Genomic DNA, 21,013 nt, shown 5'->3' on the forward strand with positions numbered 1-21,013 from the left:
TTATGAAAAGAACCATTTTATTTTTATTTGCCGGGTTGCTGGCGACTGCCTTTAGCGCCTGTGTCGTGTTGTCTCCTAAAAAGTATAAAGCTTTACTGGCTAAACAGGATTCATTGAGCTCTGGTCTGGAGCAGGCACACCTGAAAGGTGAATACCTGGAAGGCCTGATCGCAAGATTGAAAAAGGATACCACTGGTCTGAGCGCAACTTTGAACGATCTTAGAGGTAAGTATTCCGAAATGGATGGTAACTATGCCAAACTAAAGAATAACAGCTCTACGGAGATCAGTAAGCTTTCTCAGGACCTTAAAAAAAGAGAGCAACGATTGAAAGAAGTAGAGGAGATTCTGCGTAAACGTGATGAGGCGACCAACCAGCTGAAAGAAAAGTTGCAACAAGCTTTGCTTGGTTTCACCAAGAGCGGTTTAACGGTAGAGATTAAAAACGGAAAAGTATATGTATCGCTTATGGATAAGCTGCTGTTTCCTTCCGGTAGTATCATTATTGATGAAAAGGGAAAACTTGCCCTTACTCAATTGGCAGGAGTATTAAAGGAACAGCCAGAAATCAATATTGCTGTAGAAGGACATACCGATTCTCAAAAGATCACCAATCTTGGACAGATTAAAGACAACTGGGACTTAAGTGTATTGAGGTCTACTTCTGTGGTGCGTTACCTGACCGAAGTGACCAAAGTCGAAGGAGTCCGTATGACCGCAACGGGTAAAGGAGAATTCCAGCCTCTGGCACCCAATACCGGCGCAGATGGCAGAAGTAAAAACAGAAGAATAGAAATTGTACTTTCTCCGAAACTGGATGAATTGTACAATCTGATCAAGCAATAGACTTTATCAATTATATAAAAAAGGTGTTTTGAATATTATTCAGAACGCCTTTTTTTGTGTATACTCTGGCTAGAAGCCTGGAGGGATAGTCTCGTTCTAATGAATGTTGATAACTAGAGTTTTTTGACATTATTTTTTGATCCAAACAAAAGGTCCGCGTACAATGGTGTTTATTTTCTACTAGTGTTTTTTAATTTCACTTTGTGATTTTATTTTTTAATATTTTGTATATTAAATACTTTTGTTATCTTGTGTTGTCGTCATAATAAAATTCAATTATTATATAACTAAATTTTATGAATGGTGATTTTAAATGTTGTTATTGGGCCTTATTGTTGTATTTTTTAGTCGTAATTTTATATAAAAATGAGAATAAATAAATTAACCGCTCTGTGTTTTCTATCCCTCCTGATGTTTACGACAGGATGTGAAAAAAATGAAACAAATCGTGATTTGGTTTCTTCTAAAAACCAATCAATTTCTCTTAAAGAGATGTCCAGTACTGGTGAGGACAGGGATTCTGGAGTTGGGGGTACAATTGGCTGTACAATTCAGTTCGTTAAAGATAAAGATGGGGAAAAATATGAAGGTTGTATAGACGGTGCACTAGGTGGCACGAATAAGATCCCTCTTGCAAGTGGTGCGTATCCATGGTGGACCTACTCAGCTAGCCATTTCCCTCCCAAACCATGTCCGGATTGTTTATATGCTCATGAAGAATATAGTTTAATGTTTGCCTTTTGGAGCTATTTGGGAGCCTATAAGCCTATATATGACATGAATGGGATATATTTAGAGCCGTGGACTAAGTTGAAAGATAGGCTAAGCGGATATAATCAAATAATATTAGATGTATTTGGCGATGTCAATAAAGTTGTAAAAGTACCCGCCGATAGAAATGCCCAGAGAGTGGCCATACAATCATATTTTGATCAATTTCCCGAAAAATTTGATGTGGACGACTGCAAACAAATATATATGTTTAGTCCAATAGTTACTGACGAAAGACCTAAATTGGGCTTATTTCCAGGGCAGGTTACCTCCCCATTTCTTGAAGATAATAAAGAGGCGATTATTCAGTATGTGGGTTTTATCTATAACAAGTATTTTGAAATTAGGGGAGCTCTGGGAAGAGATATCTTTTCCGGTAATTTTAATCCTAATGATCCTTTTTTTGGTGTGAAGATAAATTATGACAAATCAATCCTTTAGATAATAATATTAACAGCAATTAGAAGTCTAAATTGCACTCAAAAAGAAGGGAGTATCTTGTTTTTACACTCCCTTCTTTTTTATGGCTAAAAAGGGCTGTTGAAATCTTTAAATGCCGGGAGTATCTGATCCTTATCAGAAATGATGAACTCTTCTTCAGGAACGGTCTTGCTCCATTGGATGTTCAGATCTGCATCGTTCCAGATCAAGCCGATTTCAGAATTCTTATCATAGTAATTACTTACTTTATACGTGAAGATCGTGTCGTCTTCCAGGGTTAAAAAACCATGTGCAAAGCCTGGTGGAATCCAAAGTTGTCTGTGGTTTTCTCCGCTAAGTTCAACATCATAATGCGCACCATAGGTCGCTGAATCTTTTCTGATGTCTACTACTACATCCATCACTTTTCCCTGGATTACTCTTACCAGTTTCCCTTGGGCAAAAGGATCTTTTTGTGCATGTAAACCGCGTAACGCTCCTTTCTGTGAAAAGGATTGATTGTCCTGAACAAAGTTGACATTGATTCCGGCTTCTGCCAGGGTTTTCGCGTTGAAACTTTCGTAAAAATAGCCTCGGTTGTCTTTCCACACTTTCGGCTCTATGATCAGTAGACCTTCAATGGGCGTTTTTATTATATTCATATTAGGGATTAGATTACATATTCCATTAGCGTACGAAAGGCGACCGCCTGATTTTCAAATTTCGCTGCTGATTCAGCCTGGAAGGCCGGGGCATGATTTGCCTGATAATCCAGGTAATCGGCCATGTTGTCCACTACATATTGAGCACAGTAAGTAACCCCTTCATTTGGAGAATCCAGTACTCTGAGTAAACGGTGAGAAACAAATTTTCCTGTAGACATTACTGCCGGAATGTGCGACTCCTGCATCCACTGCAACCAACGGTCGGCAGAGGCATCTTCAATTATTGAAGTAACATTATATAATAACATGTGGCAAAGATAGGAACTATGTACCAATAATATCTCCACGAAGTTTTCTAAAACGTTTACGTGCTTCAGTCGTATACATGCTGCCCGGATAATCATTGATCAGCTTCTGGTATAATACTTTTGCCTGCTCAGTATCTTTGAGATTGTTCTCATAAAGCCCCGCAAGTGTAAATAAGGCATCATCTGCCCAGATACTCGTCTGTTGCTTTTCTGTCAGCTCTTTCAATACTACTATTGCATTACTGATGTCATTATTCTTGATGAAGATTTTGGATTTTGCCATCAATATATCATCGAGCAGGCTATTGTTTGGAAAAGCTATTGCGATGCTGTCCAGTTTTGTCATTGCTTTGGCAGGAAGGTTTCTGAACTGAAGCATTTCGGCATCTGCATACATCTTTAGTGCACTACTGTCTGTACTGGATTGCAGGTTATCGGAGATCAGGAGGCTTAGGTTTAGCGCATCATTGGCAATCAGCTGGGATGTTGATGCCTTGAGTATATCCGCCTGTGATTTTGCATAGGTAAAATTCCCCTGATAAAAGGACAACCTTGCAGAGCGGTATCTTGCTTCATTTCCGATGGCCTGATTTTCGAACTGTTTGGCCACTTGTTCATAGAGCAGGATCGCTTCCCAGGGTTGTTGGGTTAAGATGTAAATGTCTCCAAGGTCGAGCTTCAGCTGTCCGGTTTCAGGACCTGGAAGGCCAGGGATTTTAAGCGCCTCTTCGAGGCCTTTTTCGGCTTTTTCGAGGTCATTGAGGTAATAGGCCTGAAGGTTCACCCATTTTTTTAAAGCAAAGACGGTTTGTGGTGTTTTGCCATATTCATCCAGGATGGACTGGTAGGCACTTGCAAGTTCAGCGATGGCTGTTTTTTCAAACTTTCCTTCAATCAGCAATTGATATTTGGCATTCACCAGTTCTACTTTTGCGGGGAGGTAATATTCACTTTCTTTTCCTTTTAACAACAGGTATTCATAAGCTTTTATGGCCACAGGAAAAGCCTGATTACTGAGGAACGTATTTGCAGTCTGATATAAAATCGCGCCGTCGTCCTTAATTCGTTTATCTTGTGCGATCAGTTGTCTCAGGGCCATTTCATACTCCTGTTGTTGCAGGTATTGCCAGATCAATAATTTGGTATAGATCTCCGTCTGTGGTTCCTTCTGGATCTTCTTTAACAAGGCCGTCTGAAGCAGTTGATAATCTGCATTGTCTTCAAAGACGGTAGACAATACACTTTCCGCCTGTGGAAGCAGTTGTGGCATTTCAGGAAGTGCATTCAGGTACTCCTGGATCAGCATGTTTTTATCCTTTTTATAGCGGTAAATGCTGAGCAATTCAAAGGTGAAAGGCTTATTGTCGTTCATGAGCTTTCTTCCCTGCAGAAAGGTCGTGATGGCCAGGTCATAAGCCTGGAAATTATAGAAATTGTTGGCCAGTTCCCTGATTTTATATTCCTCTGCGGGAAGATTGTTAATGGCCTGAAGGTATTGCTTATTGGCTTCCTGAATCTGCCCTTTTTCCTGATAAAAACGGCCAAGAGCGATGCTATAGCCCGGTTTTTTAGGACTCTGTTTAATCAGCTTCCTGACCAGCTTCTCTGCCTCATCAAATTTTTTGATCTTTAGCAATGAGTTGAAATAGAGCTCAAAGTAAGTGTCGTTGTTCGTCTTGTTAAATAGCTTTTCCAACAAAATGGAAGCTTCCTGAAACTGACCTTGCTGATAATATTGATAAGCAAGTGCATCATCTATACGCTCCTGGGCCGAAGAATAGAAAACAGAGAGACTAAAAGTGACGATTAAAATTAATTTTTTCATTAAGATAAGGTGTACAGGAATCTAAAATTAACGATTTAAAGGTTAATTTATGCGGTAACTGCACAAGATTAATACATACCGGTATTTTAAATGTTACTCATTTATATTCCCATACCACAAAAAAGTATTTATATTCAACATCATACGCCAGAGGTAAAGGAGTATAAAAGTAACAATATTGGTGTATAGCCTTTTTAGAAAGGCAGCGTTGTGTAGCTTTGCAGGCTATTAAATAATATGATTGTATATAAAAAATACTTTTTCCTGTTTTTAATATCTCTTTCTTTTGCTTGTCAGCAGAAGGAGGGTGGAGCACGTTTGATCCCTCTGGACGATTTTTTTAAATCTCAGGAGAAGATTACCTACCGTGTCTCTCCTGACGGATTGAATATCTCTTACCTTAAACAGGAAGATTCCGCTTTGAATCTTTATGTTGAGGATATTGCCAGCGGAAAGACAAGGAAGCTTACGAACCTGAAAGACAAAAATGTGTTTTTTTATTTCTGGGTGAGTAATAACGACCTGATTTATTATAAGGAGATTGATCCTGCAAAACGTCGTTCCGATGCCTTCATCATTAATAAGGAGGGAGCAAATGAACGGCAGCTGAGCAGGAATGAGCAAGGAAAGATGAGGGTGTTGGAAGACCAGTTAATCGATGATAAATTCCTGCTGGTATCGTCTAATAAAAGAGATTCTACTGTGTTTGATGTCTACCGGCTGAATGTAAGGAATGGTGCTATGGATATGGCTGCTAAAAACCCCGGCAATATTATAGATTGGAAAACCGATTCTGAAGGAAAGCTGAGACTTGCAGTGAGTACAGATGGAGGAACGACTACTATGCTCTACCGGGCACAGGAAGGGCAGGTGTTTAAACCAATTATGACCAATAACCTCATCACTACCTTCAAGCCCGTTGCCTTTAAACACGATCGTCCTAATATCATTTATGCCATTTCCAGTGTAAACAGGGATAAAAGTGCATTGGTAGAAGTGGATTGTAATACAGGAAAAGAGTTAAAAGTGCTTTTTGGCAATGATACTTTAAACATTACGGAAGCTCAATATTCAAGAAAAAAACAAAAGATGTCTTTTCTGACCTACGAAACCTGGAAGAAAGAGAAGCATTACCTGGACGATTCTATAAAAATTATATATGATGACCTGGACCGTTTGCTGCCTAAAACGGAGACGCAGATTTTATCCCGTGATAAAGCAGAAAATGTATTTGTCATCAGAACCTTTACCGACCGGAATCCGGGTTCCTATTATCTTTACTTTGCTGATAAAAGAAAACTAAGGAAATTAAGTGACTTTAATTCCGCTATCCGTGAAGGGGAGATGAGTGAAATGAAAGCCGTGAGCTTTACTTCCCGGGACGGACTTAAAATTAATGGTTACCTGACACTTCCCCTGCACGTTAGGGCAACTCATTTGCCGGTTGTGGTTTTGCCTCATGATGGTACTGCCAGCCGGGATTTATGGGGTTATAATGCAGAGGTTCAATTTCTGGCCAACAGGGGATACGTGGTGTTCCAGATCAATTACCGGGGTTCCTCAGGATATGGTAAGAACTTCATGTCGGCGGGATTTAAAGAATGGGGAGGAAAGATTCAGAATGACATTAACGATGGGGTAGCCTGGCTAATTGAAAAAAAGATTGCTGATCCAAAGAGAATAGGAATCTATGGGACCGGGTTTGGGGGGAATATCGCTTTAAACAGTTCCTATCTGAACCCGGGGATTTATGCTTGTGCAGCATCAAATTCTGGTGTAATTAACTTATTTGCCTATTTGAAATCCATTCCTCCATACCTTAAAACCAGTCTTCAGTTTTACTATGGCATTGTTGGTAATCCCTTAACAGATGCTGATCAGATGCGGAAATCTTCGCCTTTATTTCAGACCGAAAAAATTAACATCCCTTTATTTGTCTGTCAGAATGTAAAGGATCAGAATACGAATGCCGGCGAAACCCTGCAGTTCGTTAAGAATCTTAAAAAGAGAAATGTGAAGGTGACCTATCTCGAAAATGAAGGCATTCTATTCCTTGCCAAAAATCAGGAAAGCAGACATCAGTTCTATACTGCCCTCGAGCAATTTTTAGAGACTAATCTTAAAAACAGGTAAATTCAGATCTCATGATCTCAGAAAAAAAAACGGGCTATCGTAAGAATTTTTCTTTAATCCTTACTTTCATCGTACTGATGTCTGTATTGTTCTGCCTGTCTTTATACCTGGCTTATAATTTCAGCAAAAAATACATCGAAAACGAGTTTGTATCCGAGAAAGTCAATGTGCTGGAGCAGAGCATCAAGCCTTATAATGATTTCTTTCAAAAGAAACTGCCTGAAGTGTCTTATTACAACGGTTACCTGGACTCTGCCACCGCAGCCAGCTTCGTCGACACGGTATTGCTGGAATATCCTTTTGTTTCCAAGGTCGTGTTTTATGATTCTGAGGTAAAGAATACCCCTGTAAGTGACGGATTGAATACCGGAAAGTTCTCTTTCGGACCAAAAGATATTTATCAGTTTGGAAGCCTGATCCCACAAGATTCTGTGTTGTTATTTTCGAGGGAAAATACCCGGAATTTTATTGTAGGAGATGACTTTAACACTTTAGCACTGAAGCTGGCCTCTTATATTGAAAGCCTGGATACGACGAAAGTACCTGATCAGGATGAGTTGTTCAGCAATTTCAGTAATGTCCGCTCCAATAAGATCACCTATCTCAATATTCCGAGAATGGAGGAACTTAAAGTATATAAACAGATGTTACGAAACGTGCTCGACCCGCAGCCGGTGTATCAGCAGGATATGATGTGTTTCCATCTGGACCCATATAAGATCAAGATCATTAACTCCAGGCCATTGCTTTATCAGTTTATCAAGATCCAGCCTTCAACTTATGATCCTTTAGATACCTCACAGGCTTATCTGAGTACGGAAATTACCTTGCCAGGAGCTTTTTCCGATTATAAGTTGTATTTCATCTCTTCAAAATCTTTTGTCGATAAAGAGATCCGCAGCTATTTTTTACCCATTGCCATGGCGATTCTTGTGTTTTATGGAATTGTGGTGCTGGTTGCTTTTCTCATTTACAGGAACCTGAACATCAATCAACGGATGTTTAAGTTACAATACGATTTTGTGAATAACCTGACCCATGAATTTAAAACTCCGGTCAGCGTGATAAAGATTGCAGGGAACAATATAAAAAGTGCAACCGTTCTTACCGACAGGGAGCTGAAGCTCTACGGAAAGATACTGGATGAAGAGGCCGATAAGCTGAATGGCTTAATGAACAAGTTACTTGCTTTTACACAGATAGAAAATAAAGCGATTCAGTTAAACAGAGATGAAATTTACATAGAAGACTTTATCGAGAGTACGGTGGAGTCACATCGGCTGAAACATCCTGATTTTGACTTTACCTTTGAAGTCAGCGGGTTCAGTACTTTCGTGACTGATCCGGTCCTTCTGGGTAGTCTCTTTGATAACCTGGCCGAGAATGCCTATAAATATTCTCCGCCGGAGCGGAAGAAACTACACATCAGTGCGCGCTTAATCAAAGGAAGAGTTGTGTTTAGATTTACGGATCATGGCATTGGAATCCCATCCTCCGAAATTAATAATATCTTTAAGAAGTTTTTCCGCATTCAGAACCAATACAACCAGAATGGAAGCGTTGGACTGGGTTTGGCTTTCTGTAAGGAACTCGTTAACTTTATGAAGGGCGAAATTACCGTTAAAAGCAAGGTGAATAAAGGAACAGAATTTAAAATTGTACTACCATATAATGATTAGAAAGTATGTCTAAGGAAATTAAAATATTAATAGTTGAAGACGATGAGAACTTAAGGTTTCTAGTAGTACATCGCTTAAAAGCAGAAGGATACGAGATTATTGAAGCCGGGGACGGAGATGCTGCGGAAAAAATGATCCTCAGCGAAAAACCGGATATCGTTTTGCTGGATTGGATGTTACCTGGTAAACAAGGTTCAGAGGTTTGTGAGGAAGTGAGAAAACAGGGATTTGAAAACCTGATCATCATGATGACTGCAAAAGCTCAGGATATAGACAAGATTGATGCCTATAATTTTGGTGTTTCTGATTATGTGACCAAGCCTTTTAATATGGATGTACTCGTTGCCATGCTGGATAACAAGGTGAAATTCCTGTTAAACAACGACCGTTCTGAGATCCACAGGTTTGGAAATATGGAACATCATCCCAATATCCACACTTTATTCAGGAACGAAAAGAAAATAGAGCTGACCATTCTGGAGAACAGGATTTTACTTTATTTCCTGAGAAACCCGAACAAGGTGATCAACAGAGACGCCTTAATGCTGGAAGTATGGGGATATAACTCCGATGTAAATACAAGGACGCTGGATATGCACATTGTGCGTTTACGTAAAAAAATAGAGCTAAACCCGGATAATCCTCAGCTGTTGCAAACGGTAAGAGGGGTTGGATATCGTTTTAATCCGGCTTAAAGCCTGATACTGAATAAGATTACAACAAGGTATTGTAAGATCATAATGCCGTCTAAGAAGAAAAAATAGTAATATTCATTCTTTCTGATGCCCGACTTAAATATAAGCCATCCTGTGATCAGGATGGTCATCGTTAGGGCGATAACCTCCATATTGATGGTTTGACGGAACAATAGCAACAATACCAGGTAACCCAAAAGGAGGAACTGGCAAAAAATATAAGCCTTTTTTTCTCCGAACATCACCGGGATCGTTTTTAGTTCATATAGTTTGTCCTGAAAGAGGTCCCGGATGTCAAAGGGAATGGTGAGTGCAGCGATGAATAAAAACCGTTTACCCACCAGCAGTAAAGTGGCGCCTGTAGAGATGTTGATCGGGTAGTTGTGTTCTACCTCCACTATAGGTAATAAAACACAACTGATGGCCCATACGATGGCAACCAGAAAGAGTTTGATGCCGGGAATATTCCTTAGTCCGATCTTTTGGTGGTTTAGGGTCAGAAAAGGGATATTATAACTAACGGCCATTGCGCCTGTAAAGATCATCAACAGCTTCCCTTCTATGCTCAGGTATAACAATCCCAGAGGAATCAGACAGAGTGCGGAAATCAGCGTAATCGAAATGATCAGACGGTGATGTGAAAAGATCCAGCGAACCCTGATATAGGGAGAGTTGGCAGGATCTTTTGGCTTAGACATCAGCATGCTGAAATTGTATAGCGCCAGCGTTCCGAAAAACACAATGGCAAGAATATACTTATCCGGAGGTACCTGTAATAAATGGTAAGTGAGCAGGCCCTGGGCAACCGCACAGATGGCAATGAATAAATTGCTGAACAGTAGAAAATCAAGGGTAGAAAACAGTACTTTTTTTACCATGTCCGGAGAAAGATTAGCTAAGCGCGTTTCAATTCAAATATCGTTATTTCCGGTAAAATTCCAACCCGTCCGGGGTATCCCAGAAAGCCATATCCAACATTTACATACAGTTGTTGATTTTTCTCCTGGTATAAACCAGCCCATTCCTTATAAATATATTGCACCGGGCTCCATTGAAAATCTTCCGTTCTTACCCCAAACTGCATTCCATGGGTATGCCCGCTAAACATGGCATCTATCTGGGGATATTTAGGCAATATTTCGGCCCTCCAGTGTGAAGGATCGTGAGACAGCAATAGTTTTACAGGAAGGTCATCCGTATCTTTAACTGCCAGGTCCATTCTTCCATATTTTGGAAAGCGTCCGGTTCCCCAGTTTTCTATTCCAAGGATTCCAATCTCTTCCCCATTTATTTTGATGCGGCGATTTTCGTTCATCAACAGGTCCCAGCCCATTCGCTCATGGGTTTTGATTACATCCTGCAGGTTTTTAGTCTTGGCAGCAGAGGGGGTTTTACCGAAGAAATACTCTCCATAGTCATGGTTTCCAAGTACGGAATAGACCCCTAATGGTGCCTTTATCTTGCTGAAAATGTCCTGATAGTCCCGCATTTCAGTCGCCTTGTCATTTACAATGTCGCCGGTAAAAAAGATGAGGTCAGGTTTTTCGGCAAGCAGCATTTCTACCCCGCCAAGCACTGCTCTGGGGTTATAGAAACTTCCGGAATGGATGTCTGAGATCTGTCCCAGTTTCATTCCTTCAAATGATGCAGGCAGATTAGGGAGTACCAGTGTTTTGCGTTTTACCTTATAATCATAGGCTCCTCTTGCAATACCCCATGTTAAGGAAGTAAGGGGGATGGCTGCCGTAATCAATCCTGCTTTGACCAGGAAAGAAGAACGGCTGATGGGCTCACCCCGCAGGGGCTGGGTGATGGTTTCTGGTAAAGTGGGGTCTGCTAATTGCGTTGTTGAAGTTTTTTTTGCGGAACGGGAAAGGTGAATGATGAACCTTCTCAAATCATCGACAACTAAAAAAGGAAGCATCACCAGTTTACAGGCAACCGTTAAAAAGTACGCCACCAGAATGACGGATTTCATGCTTAGAAACAGGTTCGCATAAAAAGAGGTAAAGACACCAATCACCAGTAAGGTGGTATAGCCCCACCAGATTATGGTAAACAGCTTTTTTGTTCCGGGCTTCCATTTTTTGAAAACACTAAGGACGGCACGGTAGCAATAATAGTCGAATGCTAGCAGCAGAACAGATAAAAATATAAAGACGGGTAATCGGCCCATTCGCAGGTTTTATTTGTAGGTTATTATTAAAGTACTTTTATATGATCTATCTGAAATCAAGGTCATCTTCTTCTTCATCTGGTCCGGTGCTGAACAGGCTGTCGAACATATCCGAGAAGCCGAAGCCACTTTCCAGGTATTTCTTGTTTAACTGTGAATATTCTGCCAGTCCATGCAATACAAATTCCATCATTAATAAAGTCTGATTCTCACTCAGTTTAGGGTGAAACTGTTTTACAAGGGCATTCAAACCTTCTACCTGCATCAATTCTTTTTTGTAATTGGCAAGGGTAAGGCGGTCGGAAAGGTCCAGTGTATTTCCTTCTGTAAACCATTCCGTGATGCTGAGGTATGGGTTTGCAGATTTGCTTTTCTTCGCCTTTTCAGGATCCGGGAAATAGCGGTTAAATAAAGACTTGATCGCTTTTCCGATCAAGGTATGTGCTACTTTTGCCGGGCCTTCCAGCTCTCCTTCGTAAACCAGTTCGATTTTACCGGTAATTGCAGGTACAATGCCCACCAGGTCTGACAACCTGACAAAGGTTTTTTTCTCCCTATTCACCAGCATTCTCCGTTCTGCGGAGCTGATCAGGTTTTCATAGGCTGAGATCGTCAGCCTTGCTGATACTCCGGATTTCTGATCTATAAATTCACTCTGGCGGGCTTCGAATGCCACTTGTTCTACCAGGTCTTTAACCAATCCATCAGATTCGATACAGGCATTTTGCTCTTCACTGATTTTCGCTTCCTGGAAAGTGATTTTTCTGGAAATTGCAATTGTTTTAGGGTAGTGTGTCAGGATCTGGCTTTCTATTCTGTCCTTTAAAGGAGTAACAATAGAACCCCTGTTGGTATAATCTTCAGGATTTGCGGTAAATACAAATTGCACATCCAATGGCAGGCGGAGTTTAAATCCTCTGATCTGAATGTCCTTTTCCTGTAGCATATTGAATAAGGCGACCTGGATACGGGCCTGCAGATCGGGAAGTTCATTGATTACGAAGATGCTGCGGTGTGCCCTTGGAATCAGTCCGAAGTGAATTACCCTTTCATCATTATACGTTAATTTCAGGGTGGCTGCTTTGATCGGATCTACATCACCAATTAAATCGGCAACCGTTACGTCAGGCGTGGCCAGTTTTTCTGTGTAGCGTTCGCTGCGGTGCTGCCAGCTGATTGGCGTCTCATCACCATGAATTAAAATCTCGTGTTTTGCATACCAGGAGATGGGGTTCAATGGATCATCAAAGATCTCACTTCCGGCAACATAGGGAATGTATTCATCCAATAAGTTTACCATCAGGCGTGCAATCCGGGTTTTTGCCTGACCTCTTAACCCAAGGAGCAGAATATTGTGTCTGGAAAGGATGGCAGTTTGCAGCTCCGGGATCACCGTTTCATCATATCCTAGAATCCCTTCGAAACCAGCCTCATTACTTTGAAGTTGGGTGATCAGGTTTTTGCGGAGTTCGTCCTTTACGGCCAGTGATTTATAGTTGGACGCTTTTAGCTGTCCGAGTGTTTTTATAGTGATGTGATCCATGTTGTATCGTCGTGTTGAGCTGTTCTATCGAACCGTTTTTCTTCTGTTCTTAATGTAATCTTCAAAAATATATTCTCCCAGGCCGGTTAAGGAGCTATAGAAAGCCCTTCCGCCATTAATCTGGGTAAACTCCCGTACAAATTGCTGCAGATAAGGATCCTGTGCGATCATAAATGTGGTGATCGGAATGTTCAGGCGCTTACATTGTGCCGCCATGTTGAGTGTTTTGTTGATCACTTTTCTGTCGAGCCCCATGCTGTTTTTATAATAGCGGCCGTTTTCTTTCAGGCAGGTAGGCTTGCCATCAGTAATCATAAAAATCTGTTTGTTGTGTGTTTTCCGGCGGCGCAGGAGGTCTGCTGCCAGCTCCAGTCCGGCAAAAGTATTGGTATGGTAAGGGCCAACCTGCAGATAAGGAAGGTCTTTAACGGTAATCGGCCAGGCATCGTTTCCAAACACCACAATATCCAGTGTATCTTTCGGGTAGCGTGTTTTGATCAGCTCCGCGAGGGCCATCGCTACCTTTTTAGCCGGAGTGATCCGGTCTTCCCCGTAAAGGATCATAGAATGGGAGATGTCGATCATGAGCACAGTAGAGGTCAGGGTTTTATAATCTTTTTCTTCTACTTCAAGATCTCTTTCTGTAAGGGTGAAATTTCCTATCCCATGATTGATTTGTGCATTATGAATGGAGGCGGTCATGTCGATCTGGTCGAGGCTATCCCCGAACGTATATTCTCTCCTGTCGGCATTCTTTTCTTCTCCGATACCGGAAATATTACTGTTATGGTTTCCCTTTCCTGCTTTCTTTAGCTTACCGAAGATCTCTTCCAGTGCAGATTTCCGGATGGTCTGTTCTGTCTTGGCGGTGATGCTCATATCGCCATTGGCAGGATTTTCTTTCAGGTAGCCTTTATCTTTAAGGTCCTCGATAAAATCCCCCATCCCATAATCGTTATTGGTGAACTTGTATTGCTTGTCTAATTCGTTCATCCATGACAAGGTTTCTCCCGCGTCACCGGCAGTATAATTGAGCAGTTGAGTGAAGAGCTTAAGCAATTCCTCAAAACCGCCTTTTGGCAAGTCATCTGGTTGAAAATTAGAAAAATGGAAACCTCTCATGTGTTTAGTATAAACGGAATATCGAAGGTAAAAGTTTGAGGTATTAGTAATGTTATCCAGTTGTAAAAATACCTTGCTATATTTAGCTCTGCGAGAAGTACATTTTATCTGTATTTTTTGACATTTGAAATCAGACCAGTCAATATGAAGAAATTAATTTTAATCCTGTTTATAGGATTGGGCCTTAGCGTAAAGGCACAAAAGGGAGCAGATCAGCAATCGATTCTGTCCTTATTAGAGAAACAACGTTCTGCATGGAATGAAGGAAACCTGGAAAATTTTATGGAAGGGTACTGGAAAAATGACAGCCTGTTGTTTGTCGGCAAAAGCGGACCTACCTATGGATGGCAGCAAACAATGGACAATTACAAGAAAGGGTACCCCGACAAAAGTGCAATGGGTACCCTGACTTTTAATATCAAGAAAGTAGAGCTCTTATCAAAAGACACCGCATTTGTATTGGGTGGCTGGCATCTGAAAAGAGAAAAGGATGAGCCGCAGGGATACTTTACCTTAATCCTGAGAAAAATCAAAGGAGTATGGCAGGTCGTATCTGATCACAGCAGCTAAATTATTTAGGGGAGCCGTTTGCCAGGGCTCTCTCTGCTCTTTTTATTGCTAAACGCTCTCTGTACTTTGCGTAAGGAGCTTTAAATGCCATTTTTAACACGCTGTCCAGACCACCTTTTATCGCCAGGTTAAATACACTTTGTGCTTTCCTGGTGATAGAAGCATCCCATGCCCTTAAGCTTAGGGAGAAAGAACCATCCAGGTATTTCATCCAGTGCCACATCCCTGTAGGCATGAACAAAGTATCTCCATGTTCTAAGAATACTTCATATCCTTCCACGCCTTTTAAAGCAGGGAACTTTTCGAAATCAGGATTTGCTACATCATAATCCTCTAAAGCATAAGTGGCATTAGGGATACAATAGAGCCTTTTCTTCCATTTATTGTCGAACAGGATGATGTGCTTTCTTCCTCCAAAATGCGTATGGAAAAGGTGAGGCAAATCTATATCGTAGTGTAAAAAGGTAACAGAGTTTGATCCCCCGAAGAACATGGCTGGCATGCTTTCAATAAAGCCGCCCATCAGGTCTTTAGGTAAAGTGATGTCCTTAATCAAATCAGGAACGTGCTTGAACAGGTTGAAGAAAAAGATACGAAGTTCTGTAGGCTCTCTTTTGATCAGGTCCAGGTAATCACCAAAACGCATGGTGGCAACAGAGGAATTAATCGGCTTTGATGGGTCAGCTTTTGAGTTGTCCATCAGGCTTACATTGATGTCGCCACCAATTTCTTTTAAATATTCAGTTGTCCATTTTTCTCTGGCAGGCCACGACTTAGTCAGCCCCTTAATAATTAAAGGACGTCTGGGATCTAAATAATTCTTTTTGAAATCTTCAGGACTAATGTTCTCAACGGTATCTACCGGCTTCAGTATAAAGCTCATAATTATCAAGGTTAAAGAACAAAAGTGTAAATTAAAATTTAAACTTGTTCATCTGACATTGATTATTTTTTACCATTTCGGGAGCCTGATTACCCCAATTTATCTGGGTTCCTGATTCGCAAGCGCCTTATTTGCCCTTTTTATTGCCAGTCTTTCCTTCCATGCCATGTACTTTTCCCTGAAGTTTGCCTTCATGAAATCATCGAATTTACGCTGAATAGTCAGGTTGTATAAGCTATGTGCCTTTACCAGCAGTGATTTATCCCATGCCCGTAAACTGATCGAGAAAGAGCCGTCCAGGTATTTCATCCAATGCCAGTATCCGGTAGGCATGAATAGCGTATCACCATGTTCCAGAAAAGCTTCAATCCCTTTAACGCCTTGCAATGCAGGGAATTTATTGAAATCCGGCTTCTCAACATCGTAGTCTTCCAATGCATAAGTGGCATAGGGAATCTGATATAAACGCTCTTTCCATTTGTTTTCAAACAAGATCACATGTTTTCTTCCTCCAAAATGGGTATGGAAAATATGGGCAAGATCAATGTCGTAATGTAGAAAGGTTACTGAGCCCTTACCACCGAAAAACATATTCGGATAGCTGTCCAGAAAACCTCCCATCAATTCCTTGGGTGCACGGTAATCCTCCAGTAATTTTGGAGCCTGTTTAATAGGGTCGAAAAGGAAAATCCGCAGGTCAGTAGGCGTGTTTTTTATGAGCTCAATGTAGTCGGCAAATTTCATCTCCGCAGCCGATGCATTGATGGGCTTCGAAGGGTCTGCCTTGGAACTGTCATACAAAGGAACAGTCCGGTCTCCAACCACAGTCTTCATATAGTCAAGGTTCCACTTCTCGTATGCAGGCCAGTTTTTTGACATGTTTTTAATGATCAGCGGGCGGCGGGTATTCAGGTAGTTTTTCTCAAAATCTTCTTTGGAAATGTCGTTGACGACATCAATTGGAGTTAATTCAAAGTTCATCTGTTTATATTTTATTGTTCAGATGGGCACGCACGATCGAAATCAATCCCCCTTTGATGGATCATGAAACATGCTCAGGTTACATGTTAATTTATTGTTAAAAGCAAAATTAACAAAAATGTAAAATCGGTGATTGAGGTGGGGGAAAAATGGAAATTTTCTGACAAATGGAAAAAGTTGTTCCTGTTCTCAGGCTCAAATGTTTGAAGGGAAACATTTGCAGGCCTTCGAAAAGGAACAACTTTTTCTGTAGCATGATGCATATTGCAGGGTGTACAAGGCAGGAGTTACAGGGCATGGTGTACAGGGTATGGTGTACGGGGTATGGCGCGTATAGCAGGGTTGTTAGCAAGATGTATAGCAAAATGCACAGCATGATTCATATGAGCAGGGTAATATACTGATCTGGCGCATAAAAAAAGGGCACCTCGTTTGAGATGCCCTCCGGGATATTTCCCCGCCCCTATTGTGAATGACTGATGTTAGTTTGGCATGAGTACGGAATCGATAACATGGATGACCCCGTTTTTTTGATGCACGTTGGCAATGGTTACGGTGGCCATGCCACCTTTTTCATCTTTTAATACGAGTTTGTCGCCTTCCATCCAGACCCATAGTTTGCCACCGCTTACCGTGGTCAACTCTGCTTTTCCTTTACCTGCTTTAATGGCCGCTGCAATTTCTTTACTGGTCATTTTTCCTGCAACTACATGGTAGGTCAGGATTTTGGTAAGGAGGGCTTTGTTTTCTGGTTTTAGTACGGTTTCTACTGTTCCTTCAGGGAGTTTGCCAAAGGCTTCGTTGGTTGGGGCGAAAACAGTAAATGGACCTGCTGATTTTAAGGTTTCTACGAGTCCTGCTGCTTTCACAGCCGCCACGAGGGTGGTATGGTCTTTTGAATTTACGGCATTATCGACAATGTCTTTATTGGCATACATCGCTGCACCGCCAACCATTGGATTTTTTTGAGCCTGTGTCGTGAATGCCAAAGCTACTAAGGCAATTACTGATAAAAGAGTTCTTTTCATAGTGGTAGTTTTCATATGATCAGATACGGGGAAATCTTTGGGACGGATTTGAGGGGGCGTAAAAATAATTTATATGTTATTAATCTTTTTGACGTTTTAATGGTCATAAGGTTATTAATCAAGCATCATTCTTATGAAAACACCAGTAAAGGTTATCTGTTCATTTGTATTGGTTTTCCTCGTTACCGTTTTCTTCTCTTCTTTCAGGGAGCAGGGATTGGAGGAGTCTGGATCTTTAGCTGCAGCTAAGCCTTCTTTTCCTTATCGGAAGGCCGGACTTACCGAGCGTCAGGCTGCGGCACATTTACTCAGCAGGTTTACCTATGGCAGTAAAGAAGGGGATGTGGATGCAATGGTTAAAACAGGACTGGAAAAATGGTTCCGCCAGCAATTGGATGGGAAGCAGGAAGATGATTCTTTAAACCTGATGTTGAGTAAGTTTGAAGACATTAACCTCAGCAATACCGAGGTGGAAAATAAATACCCCAGACAACCAAGGGTGTTGAGGATGGCGATCCAGGATGGCTCCATCAATAAAGATTCTGTGAATAAAGGAGATCAGAAAGCTTATCGGGAGCAAATCCGGGCCTATATGGAAAAGAAAGGATTTAAACCGGAACAGGAGCTGTTGAGACAATTTATCAATCAAAAAATATTAAGGGCAGCGTATACACATAACCAGTTGAGGGAATTGCTTACCGATTTCTGGTTTAACCATTTCAACGTTTCCCTAACTAAAAACCAATGCGCGTCCTTCGTTCCTGCCTATGAACGGGATATCATCAGACCTAATGTGACAGGGAAATTTTCAGACCTGCTACTGGCAACAGCCAAATCTCCGGCAATGCTGATTTACCTGGATAATTTTACGAGTACCGGACAACCGGTTGCTTTGCCTGGGGAGGATGAGCAGGTGAACAAGGCGGGGAAACCTGTAAAGAAAAGAGTGCCACCAAAACGGAAGCAAGGCGGACTAAATGAAAATTATGCAAGGGAAGTGATGGAGTTGCATACTTTAGGGGTAGATGGGGGATATACCCAATCAGATGTGACCCAGGCTGCAAGAGTGCTCACCGGATGGACGCTGGCCCCGATGGGAGAAGATGGATATGGCGCGGCAATGCAAAAGATCATCGATAATGTCGGAGAAGAGAACCTGAAGAAACGTGGCTTTGTGAAAGATGGAGATTTTCTGTTCGTTCCAAACAGACACGATAATGAGGAGAAAACAGTTATGGGTAAACATTTTGCTGCAGGTGGTGGATACGAGGAAGGTCTTGCTTTATTGAATATGCTTGCGCAACATCCGTCTACGGCTAAATTTATTGCTAAAAAGATAGCTACAAGGTTCGTCAATGATAGTCCTCCCCAAAGTCTGGTTGATAAAATGGCAAAGACCTTTACCAAAACAGATGGCAATATCAGGGAGGTATTGATGACAATGGTTTCTTCTCCCGAATTTTGGAGTCCCGCATCTCTAAGGGAGAAAACAAAATCTCCTTTTGAGCTGGCCATCAGTGCGGTACGTGGACTGGATGCAGACATTAATCAGCCTTATCAGCTGTTCAACTGGATCAATAGAATGGGACAAAAAATGTATTATTATCAGGCACCTACAGGATTTCCTGATAGAGGACAATACTGGATCAATACAGGAGCATTGCTCAATAGAATGAACTTCGGACTGGCACTTGCAGCACAACGTATTCCGGGAGTGAAGATCAACCTTTCTGCACTGAACAACCATCATGAACCCGAAAGTGCGGAAGCAGCCCTGCTGACCTACAGTAAGATTATTATGCCGGAAAGAAACCTGACGGAAACGGTAAAGCGGTTGAAACCAATGTTAAATGACCCTTCATTATCCACGAAAGTGGCCAATGCTGCGGAGAAGACTGCACCGCAGCAGGAGCAAAGCATGATGGGAGAGCAGGCTGCTCCGGTAAAACCTGCGGTAAAAGCCCCGGTAAATAACAACGCAATGCTGGCACAGGTAGTCGGAGTGATCATCGGTTCCCCGGAATTTCAACGTAAATAAAACTTAAATCATGACTTCAAGAAGAGGATTTATCAAAGCAGGTGGCCTGGCATTATTTGGAATAGGAATGGGCGGAATTCCCTCCTTTCTGGCAGAAGCAGTGGCAGGTACAAAACCTTTAGGTCTGTTTAACAGGAAGAAAATATTGGTATGCATTTTCCAGCGGGGTGCCATGGACGGCTTAATGGCAGTAACGCCTTTTACTGATGAGTACCTGAAAGCAGCCAGACCAAACTTATTCATGTCTGCCGCTAAAGGTGGAAAGAATGTACCATTGATTGATTTGGATGGCCGTTTTGGACTACACCCCTCTATGTCTGCCTTTGAGCCTATGTTCAGGGAAAAGAGAATGGGGATTGTACATGGCATTGGATCACCTAATAATACCCGTTCCCATTTTGATGCACAGGATTATATGGAATCAGGAACCCCTTTTAAAAAAGGAACAGATAGTGGCTGGCTCAACAGGGCCGTCGGATTATTAGGACATGATGGCGCAACGCCATTTCAGGGGGTGAGCTTAACCTCTTCTCTGCCACGGTCATTCTATGGAGAAAATCCGGCAGTAGCCATCAGCAACCTGCAGGATTTTAATATTCAGATGAGGGGAAATGTCAAAGGGGCAAATATGGCGGCTAAGAGTTTCGAAGATCTTTATGACCAGACTTCTTCCGGATTGTTGAAAGATACCGGAAAGGAGAGCTTTGAAGCGATCAAAATGTTGCAGAAAACCGATACTAAGAATTATAAGCCCGCAAATAACGCGGTATATCCAAATACAGCACTGGGAAATTCCCTGAAACAAATCGCACAGCTGATCAAGATGAATGTGGGAATGGAAGTTGCGTTTGCAGAATCCGGAGGTTGGGATACCCATTTTAATCAGGGCACGGATACGGGGATTTTTGCAAGGAATGTAAATGACCTCAGCAATAGCATCATGGCTTTCTGGACAGACATGGGCACTTTACAAGATGATGTTACGGTGATGACCATGACCGAATTTGGACGTACAGTGAAGCAGAACGGAACGGGTGGAACAGACCATGGAAGGGCTTCCTGTAATTTCATTCTGGGCAATGGCGTAAGCGGAGGCTTAGTTCATGGGAATGTGCAGCCAATGGCGGTCGAAAATCTGGAAGATGGCAGGGATCTCGCCGTGACCACAGATTTTAGAAGCGTATTTAGTGAGGTGGCAGACAAACACTTAAATCTGCATAACGATAAAGTGCTGTTTCCGGATTGGGATGGAAGTAAAATAGGCGTAATGAGATAAGAGTTTAAGTTTTTATCATTATTTTGCCCTTCATTATTCCGCGTTCAGGATCAGG

The 21,013-nt window shown here is 41.7% G+C and carries 18 protein-coding genes; 8 read left to right on the forward strand and 10 right to left on the reverse strand.

The annotated features are described in order from the left end of the window. Nucleotides 1-2 precede the first annotated feature (2 nt). Nucleotides 3-845: an OmpA/MotB family protein gene (locus BUC20_RS15815; protein ID WP_073232064.1), complete on the forward strand. Its 843-nt coding sequence runs from the start codon at nucleotides 3-5 to the stop codon at nucleotides 843-845. Nucleotides 846-1,211: 366 nt separating this feature from the next. Further along, nucleotides 1,212-2,057, forward strand: coding sequence for a hypothetical protein (locus BUC20_RS15820; protein WP_073232065.1), 846 nt, complete (start codon nucleotides 1,212-1,214; stop codon nucleotides 2,055-2,057). Nucleotides 2,058-2,143: 86 nt separating this feature from the next. Here BUC20_RS15820 and rfbC read toward each other — a convergent pair whose 3' ends face one another. The 3 genes from rfbC to BUC20_RS15835 are packed head-to-tail and all read right to left on the reverse strand — an operon-like array spanning nucleotide 2,144 to nucleotide 4,834. Further along, complete coding sequence (rfbC, locus tag BUC20_RS15825) at nucleotides 2,144-2,698, reverse strand: dTDP-4-dehydrorhamnose 3,5-epimerase (RefSeq protein ID WP_073232066.1); 555 nt, start codon at nucleotides 2,696-2,698, stop codon at nucleotides 2,144-2,146. A gap of 8 nt (nucleotides 2,699-2,706) precedes the next feature. Next, nucleotides 2,707-3,009: a DUF4286 family protein gene (locus BUC20_RS15830; RefSeq protein WP_073232067.1), complete on the reverse strand. Its 303-nt coding sequence runs from the start codon at nucleotides 3,007-3,009 to the stop codon at nucleotides 2,707-2,709. 16 nt (nucleotides 3,010-3,025) lie between these two features. Continuing rightward, nucleotides 3,026-4,834, reverse strand: coding sequence for a tetratricopeptide repeat protein (locus BUC20_RS15835; protein WP_073232068.1), 1,809 nt, complete (start codon nucleotides 4,832-4,834; stop codon nucleotides 3,026-3,028). A 237-nt stretch (nucleotides 4,835-5,071) separates the two neighbouring features. Here BUC20_RS15835 and BUC20_RS15840 point away from each other — a divergent pair, with 237 nt between their 5' ends. The 3 genes from BUC20_RS15840 to BUC20_RS15850 are packed head-to-tail and all read left to right on the forward strand — an operon-like array spanning nucleotide 5,072 to nucleotide 9,341. Further along, on the forward strand, nucleotides 5,072-6,967 hold the full coding sequence (locus tag BUC20_RS15840) for a S9 family peptidase (RefSeq protein WP_073232069.1): 1,896 nt from the start codon (nucleotides 5,072-5,074) through the stop codon (nucleotides 6,965-6,967). Nucleotides 6,968-6,978: 11 nt separating this feature from the next. Continuing rightward, nucleotides 6,979-8,646, forward strand: coding sequence for a sensor histidine kinase (locus tag BUC20_RS15845; protein ID WP_073232070.1), 1,668 nt, complete (start codon nucleotides 6,979-6,981; stop codon nucleotides 8,644-8,646). 5 nt (nucleotides 8,647-8,651) lie between these two features. Then, entirely contained in the window at nucleotides 8,652-9,341 is a 690-nt protein-coding gene (locus tag BUC20_RS15850; RefSeq protein ID WP_073232071.1) for a response regulator transcription factor, read from the forward strand. Here the strand turns inward: BUC20_RS15850 and BUC20_RS15855 are convergent. The 4 genes from BUC20_RS15855 to BUC20_RS15870 are packed head-to-tail and all read right to left on the reverse strand — an operon-like array spanning nucleotide 9,338 to nucleotide 14,182. After that, the gene (locus tag BUC20_RS15855) at nucleotides 9,338-10,219 is read right to left on the reverse strand and encodes a UbiA prenyltransferase family protein (protein ID WP_073232072.1); all 882 of its coding nucleotides are present in this window, start codon (nucleotides 10,217-10,219) and stop codon (nucleotides 9,338-9,340) included. The two genes, BUC20_RS15850 and BUC20_RS15855, sit on opposite strands and share 4 nt — an antisense overlap. Before the next feature lie 17 nt (nucleotides 10,220-10,236). Beyond that, entirely contained in the window at nucleotides 10,237-11,517 is a 1,281-nt protein-coding gene (locus BUC20_RS15860) for a metallophosphoesterase (RefSeq protein ID WP_073232073.1), read from the reverse strand. Between the two features lie 46 nt (nucleotides 11,518-11,563). Next, complete coding sequence (locus tag BUC20_RS15865; RefSeq protein WP_073232074.1) at nucleotides 11,564-13,060, reverse strand: sigma 54-interacting transcriptional regulator; 1,497 nt, start codon at nucleotides 13,058-13,060, stop codon at nucleotides 11,564-11,566. Between the two features lie 24 nt (nucleotides 13,061-13,084). Beyond that, nucleotides 13,085-14,182, reverse strand: coding sequence for a vWA domain-containing protein (locus BUC20_RS15870; protein WP_073232075.1), 1,098 nt, complete (start codon nucleotides 14,180-14,182; stop codon nucleotides 13,085-13,087). A 144-nt stretch (nucleotides 14,183-14,326) separates the two neighbouring features. Here BUC20_RS15870 and BUC20_RS15875 point away from each other — a divergent pair, with 144 nt between their 5' ends. Next, nucleotides 14,327-14,752: a YybH family protein gene (locus BUC20_RS15875; RefSeq protein WP_073232076.1), complete on the forward strand. Its 426-nt coding sequence runs from the start codon at nucleotides 14,327-14,329 to the stop codon at nucleotides 14,750-14,752. A gap of 1 nt (nucleotide 14,753) precedes the next feature. Here BUC20_RS15875 and BUC20_RS15880 read toward each other — a convergent pair whose 3' ends face one another. From BUC20_RS15880 to BUC20_RS15890, 3 genes are all read right to left on the reverse strand, one after another. Continuing rightward, nucleotides 14,754-15,635, reverse strand: a complete 882-nt coding sequence (locus BUC20_RS15880) for a cupin-like domain-containing protein (protein ID WP_073232077.1) — start codon at nucleotides 15,633-15,635, stop codon at nucleotides 14,754-14,756. Nucleotides 15,636-15,734: 99 nt separating this feature from the next. Beyond that, a complete protein-coding gene (locus tag BUC20_RS15885; protein ID WP_073232078.1) occupies nucleotides 15,735-16,616 on the reverse strand; it encodes a cupin-like domain-containing protein in 882 nt (293 codons plus the stop codon). Nucleotides 16,617-17,098: 482 nt separating this feature from the next. Next, nucleotides 17,099-17,644 carry a fasciclin domain-containing protein gene (locus tag BUC20_RS15890; protein WP_200800967.1) on the reverse strand — a complete coding sequence of 182 codons (546 nt, stop codon included), beginning with the start codon at nucleotides 17,642-17,644 and terminating at the stop codon, nucleotides 17,099-17,101. A 133-nt stretch (nucleotides 17,645-17,777) separates the two neighbouring features. Between BUC20_RS15890 and BUC20_RS15895 the strand changes: the two genes are divergently transcribed. Further along, the gene (locus BUC20_RS15895) at nucleotides 17,778-19,682 is read left to right on the forward strand and encodes a DUF1800 domain-containing protein (protein ID WP_073232080.1); all 1,905 of its coding nucleotides are present in this window, start codon (nucleotides 17,778-17,780) and stop codon (nucleotides 19,680-19,682) included. A 10-nt stretch (nucleotides 19,683-19,692) separates the two neighbouring features. Further along, nucleotides 19,693-20,958, forward strand: coding sequence for a DUF1501 domain-containing protein (locus tag BUC20_RS15900; protein WP_073232081.1), 1,266 nt, complete (start codon nucleotides 19,693-19,695; stop codon nucleotides 20,956-20,958). The last annotated feature ends 55 nt before the right edge of the window (nucleotides 20,959-21,013 follow it).

The sequence above is a fragment of the Pedobacter caeni genome, assembly GCF_900129215.1.
Taxonomy (GTDB): domain Bacteria; phylum Bacteroidota; class Bacteroidia; order Sphingobacteriales; family Sphingobacteriaceae; genus Pedobacter; species Pedobacter caeni.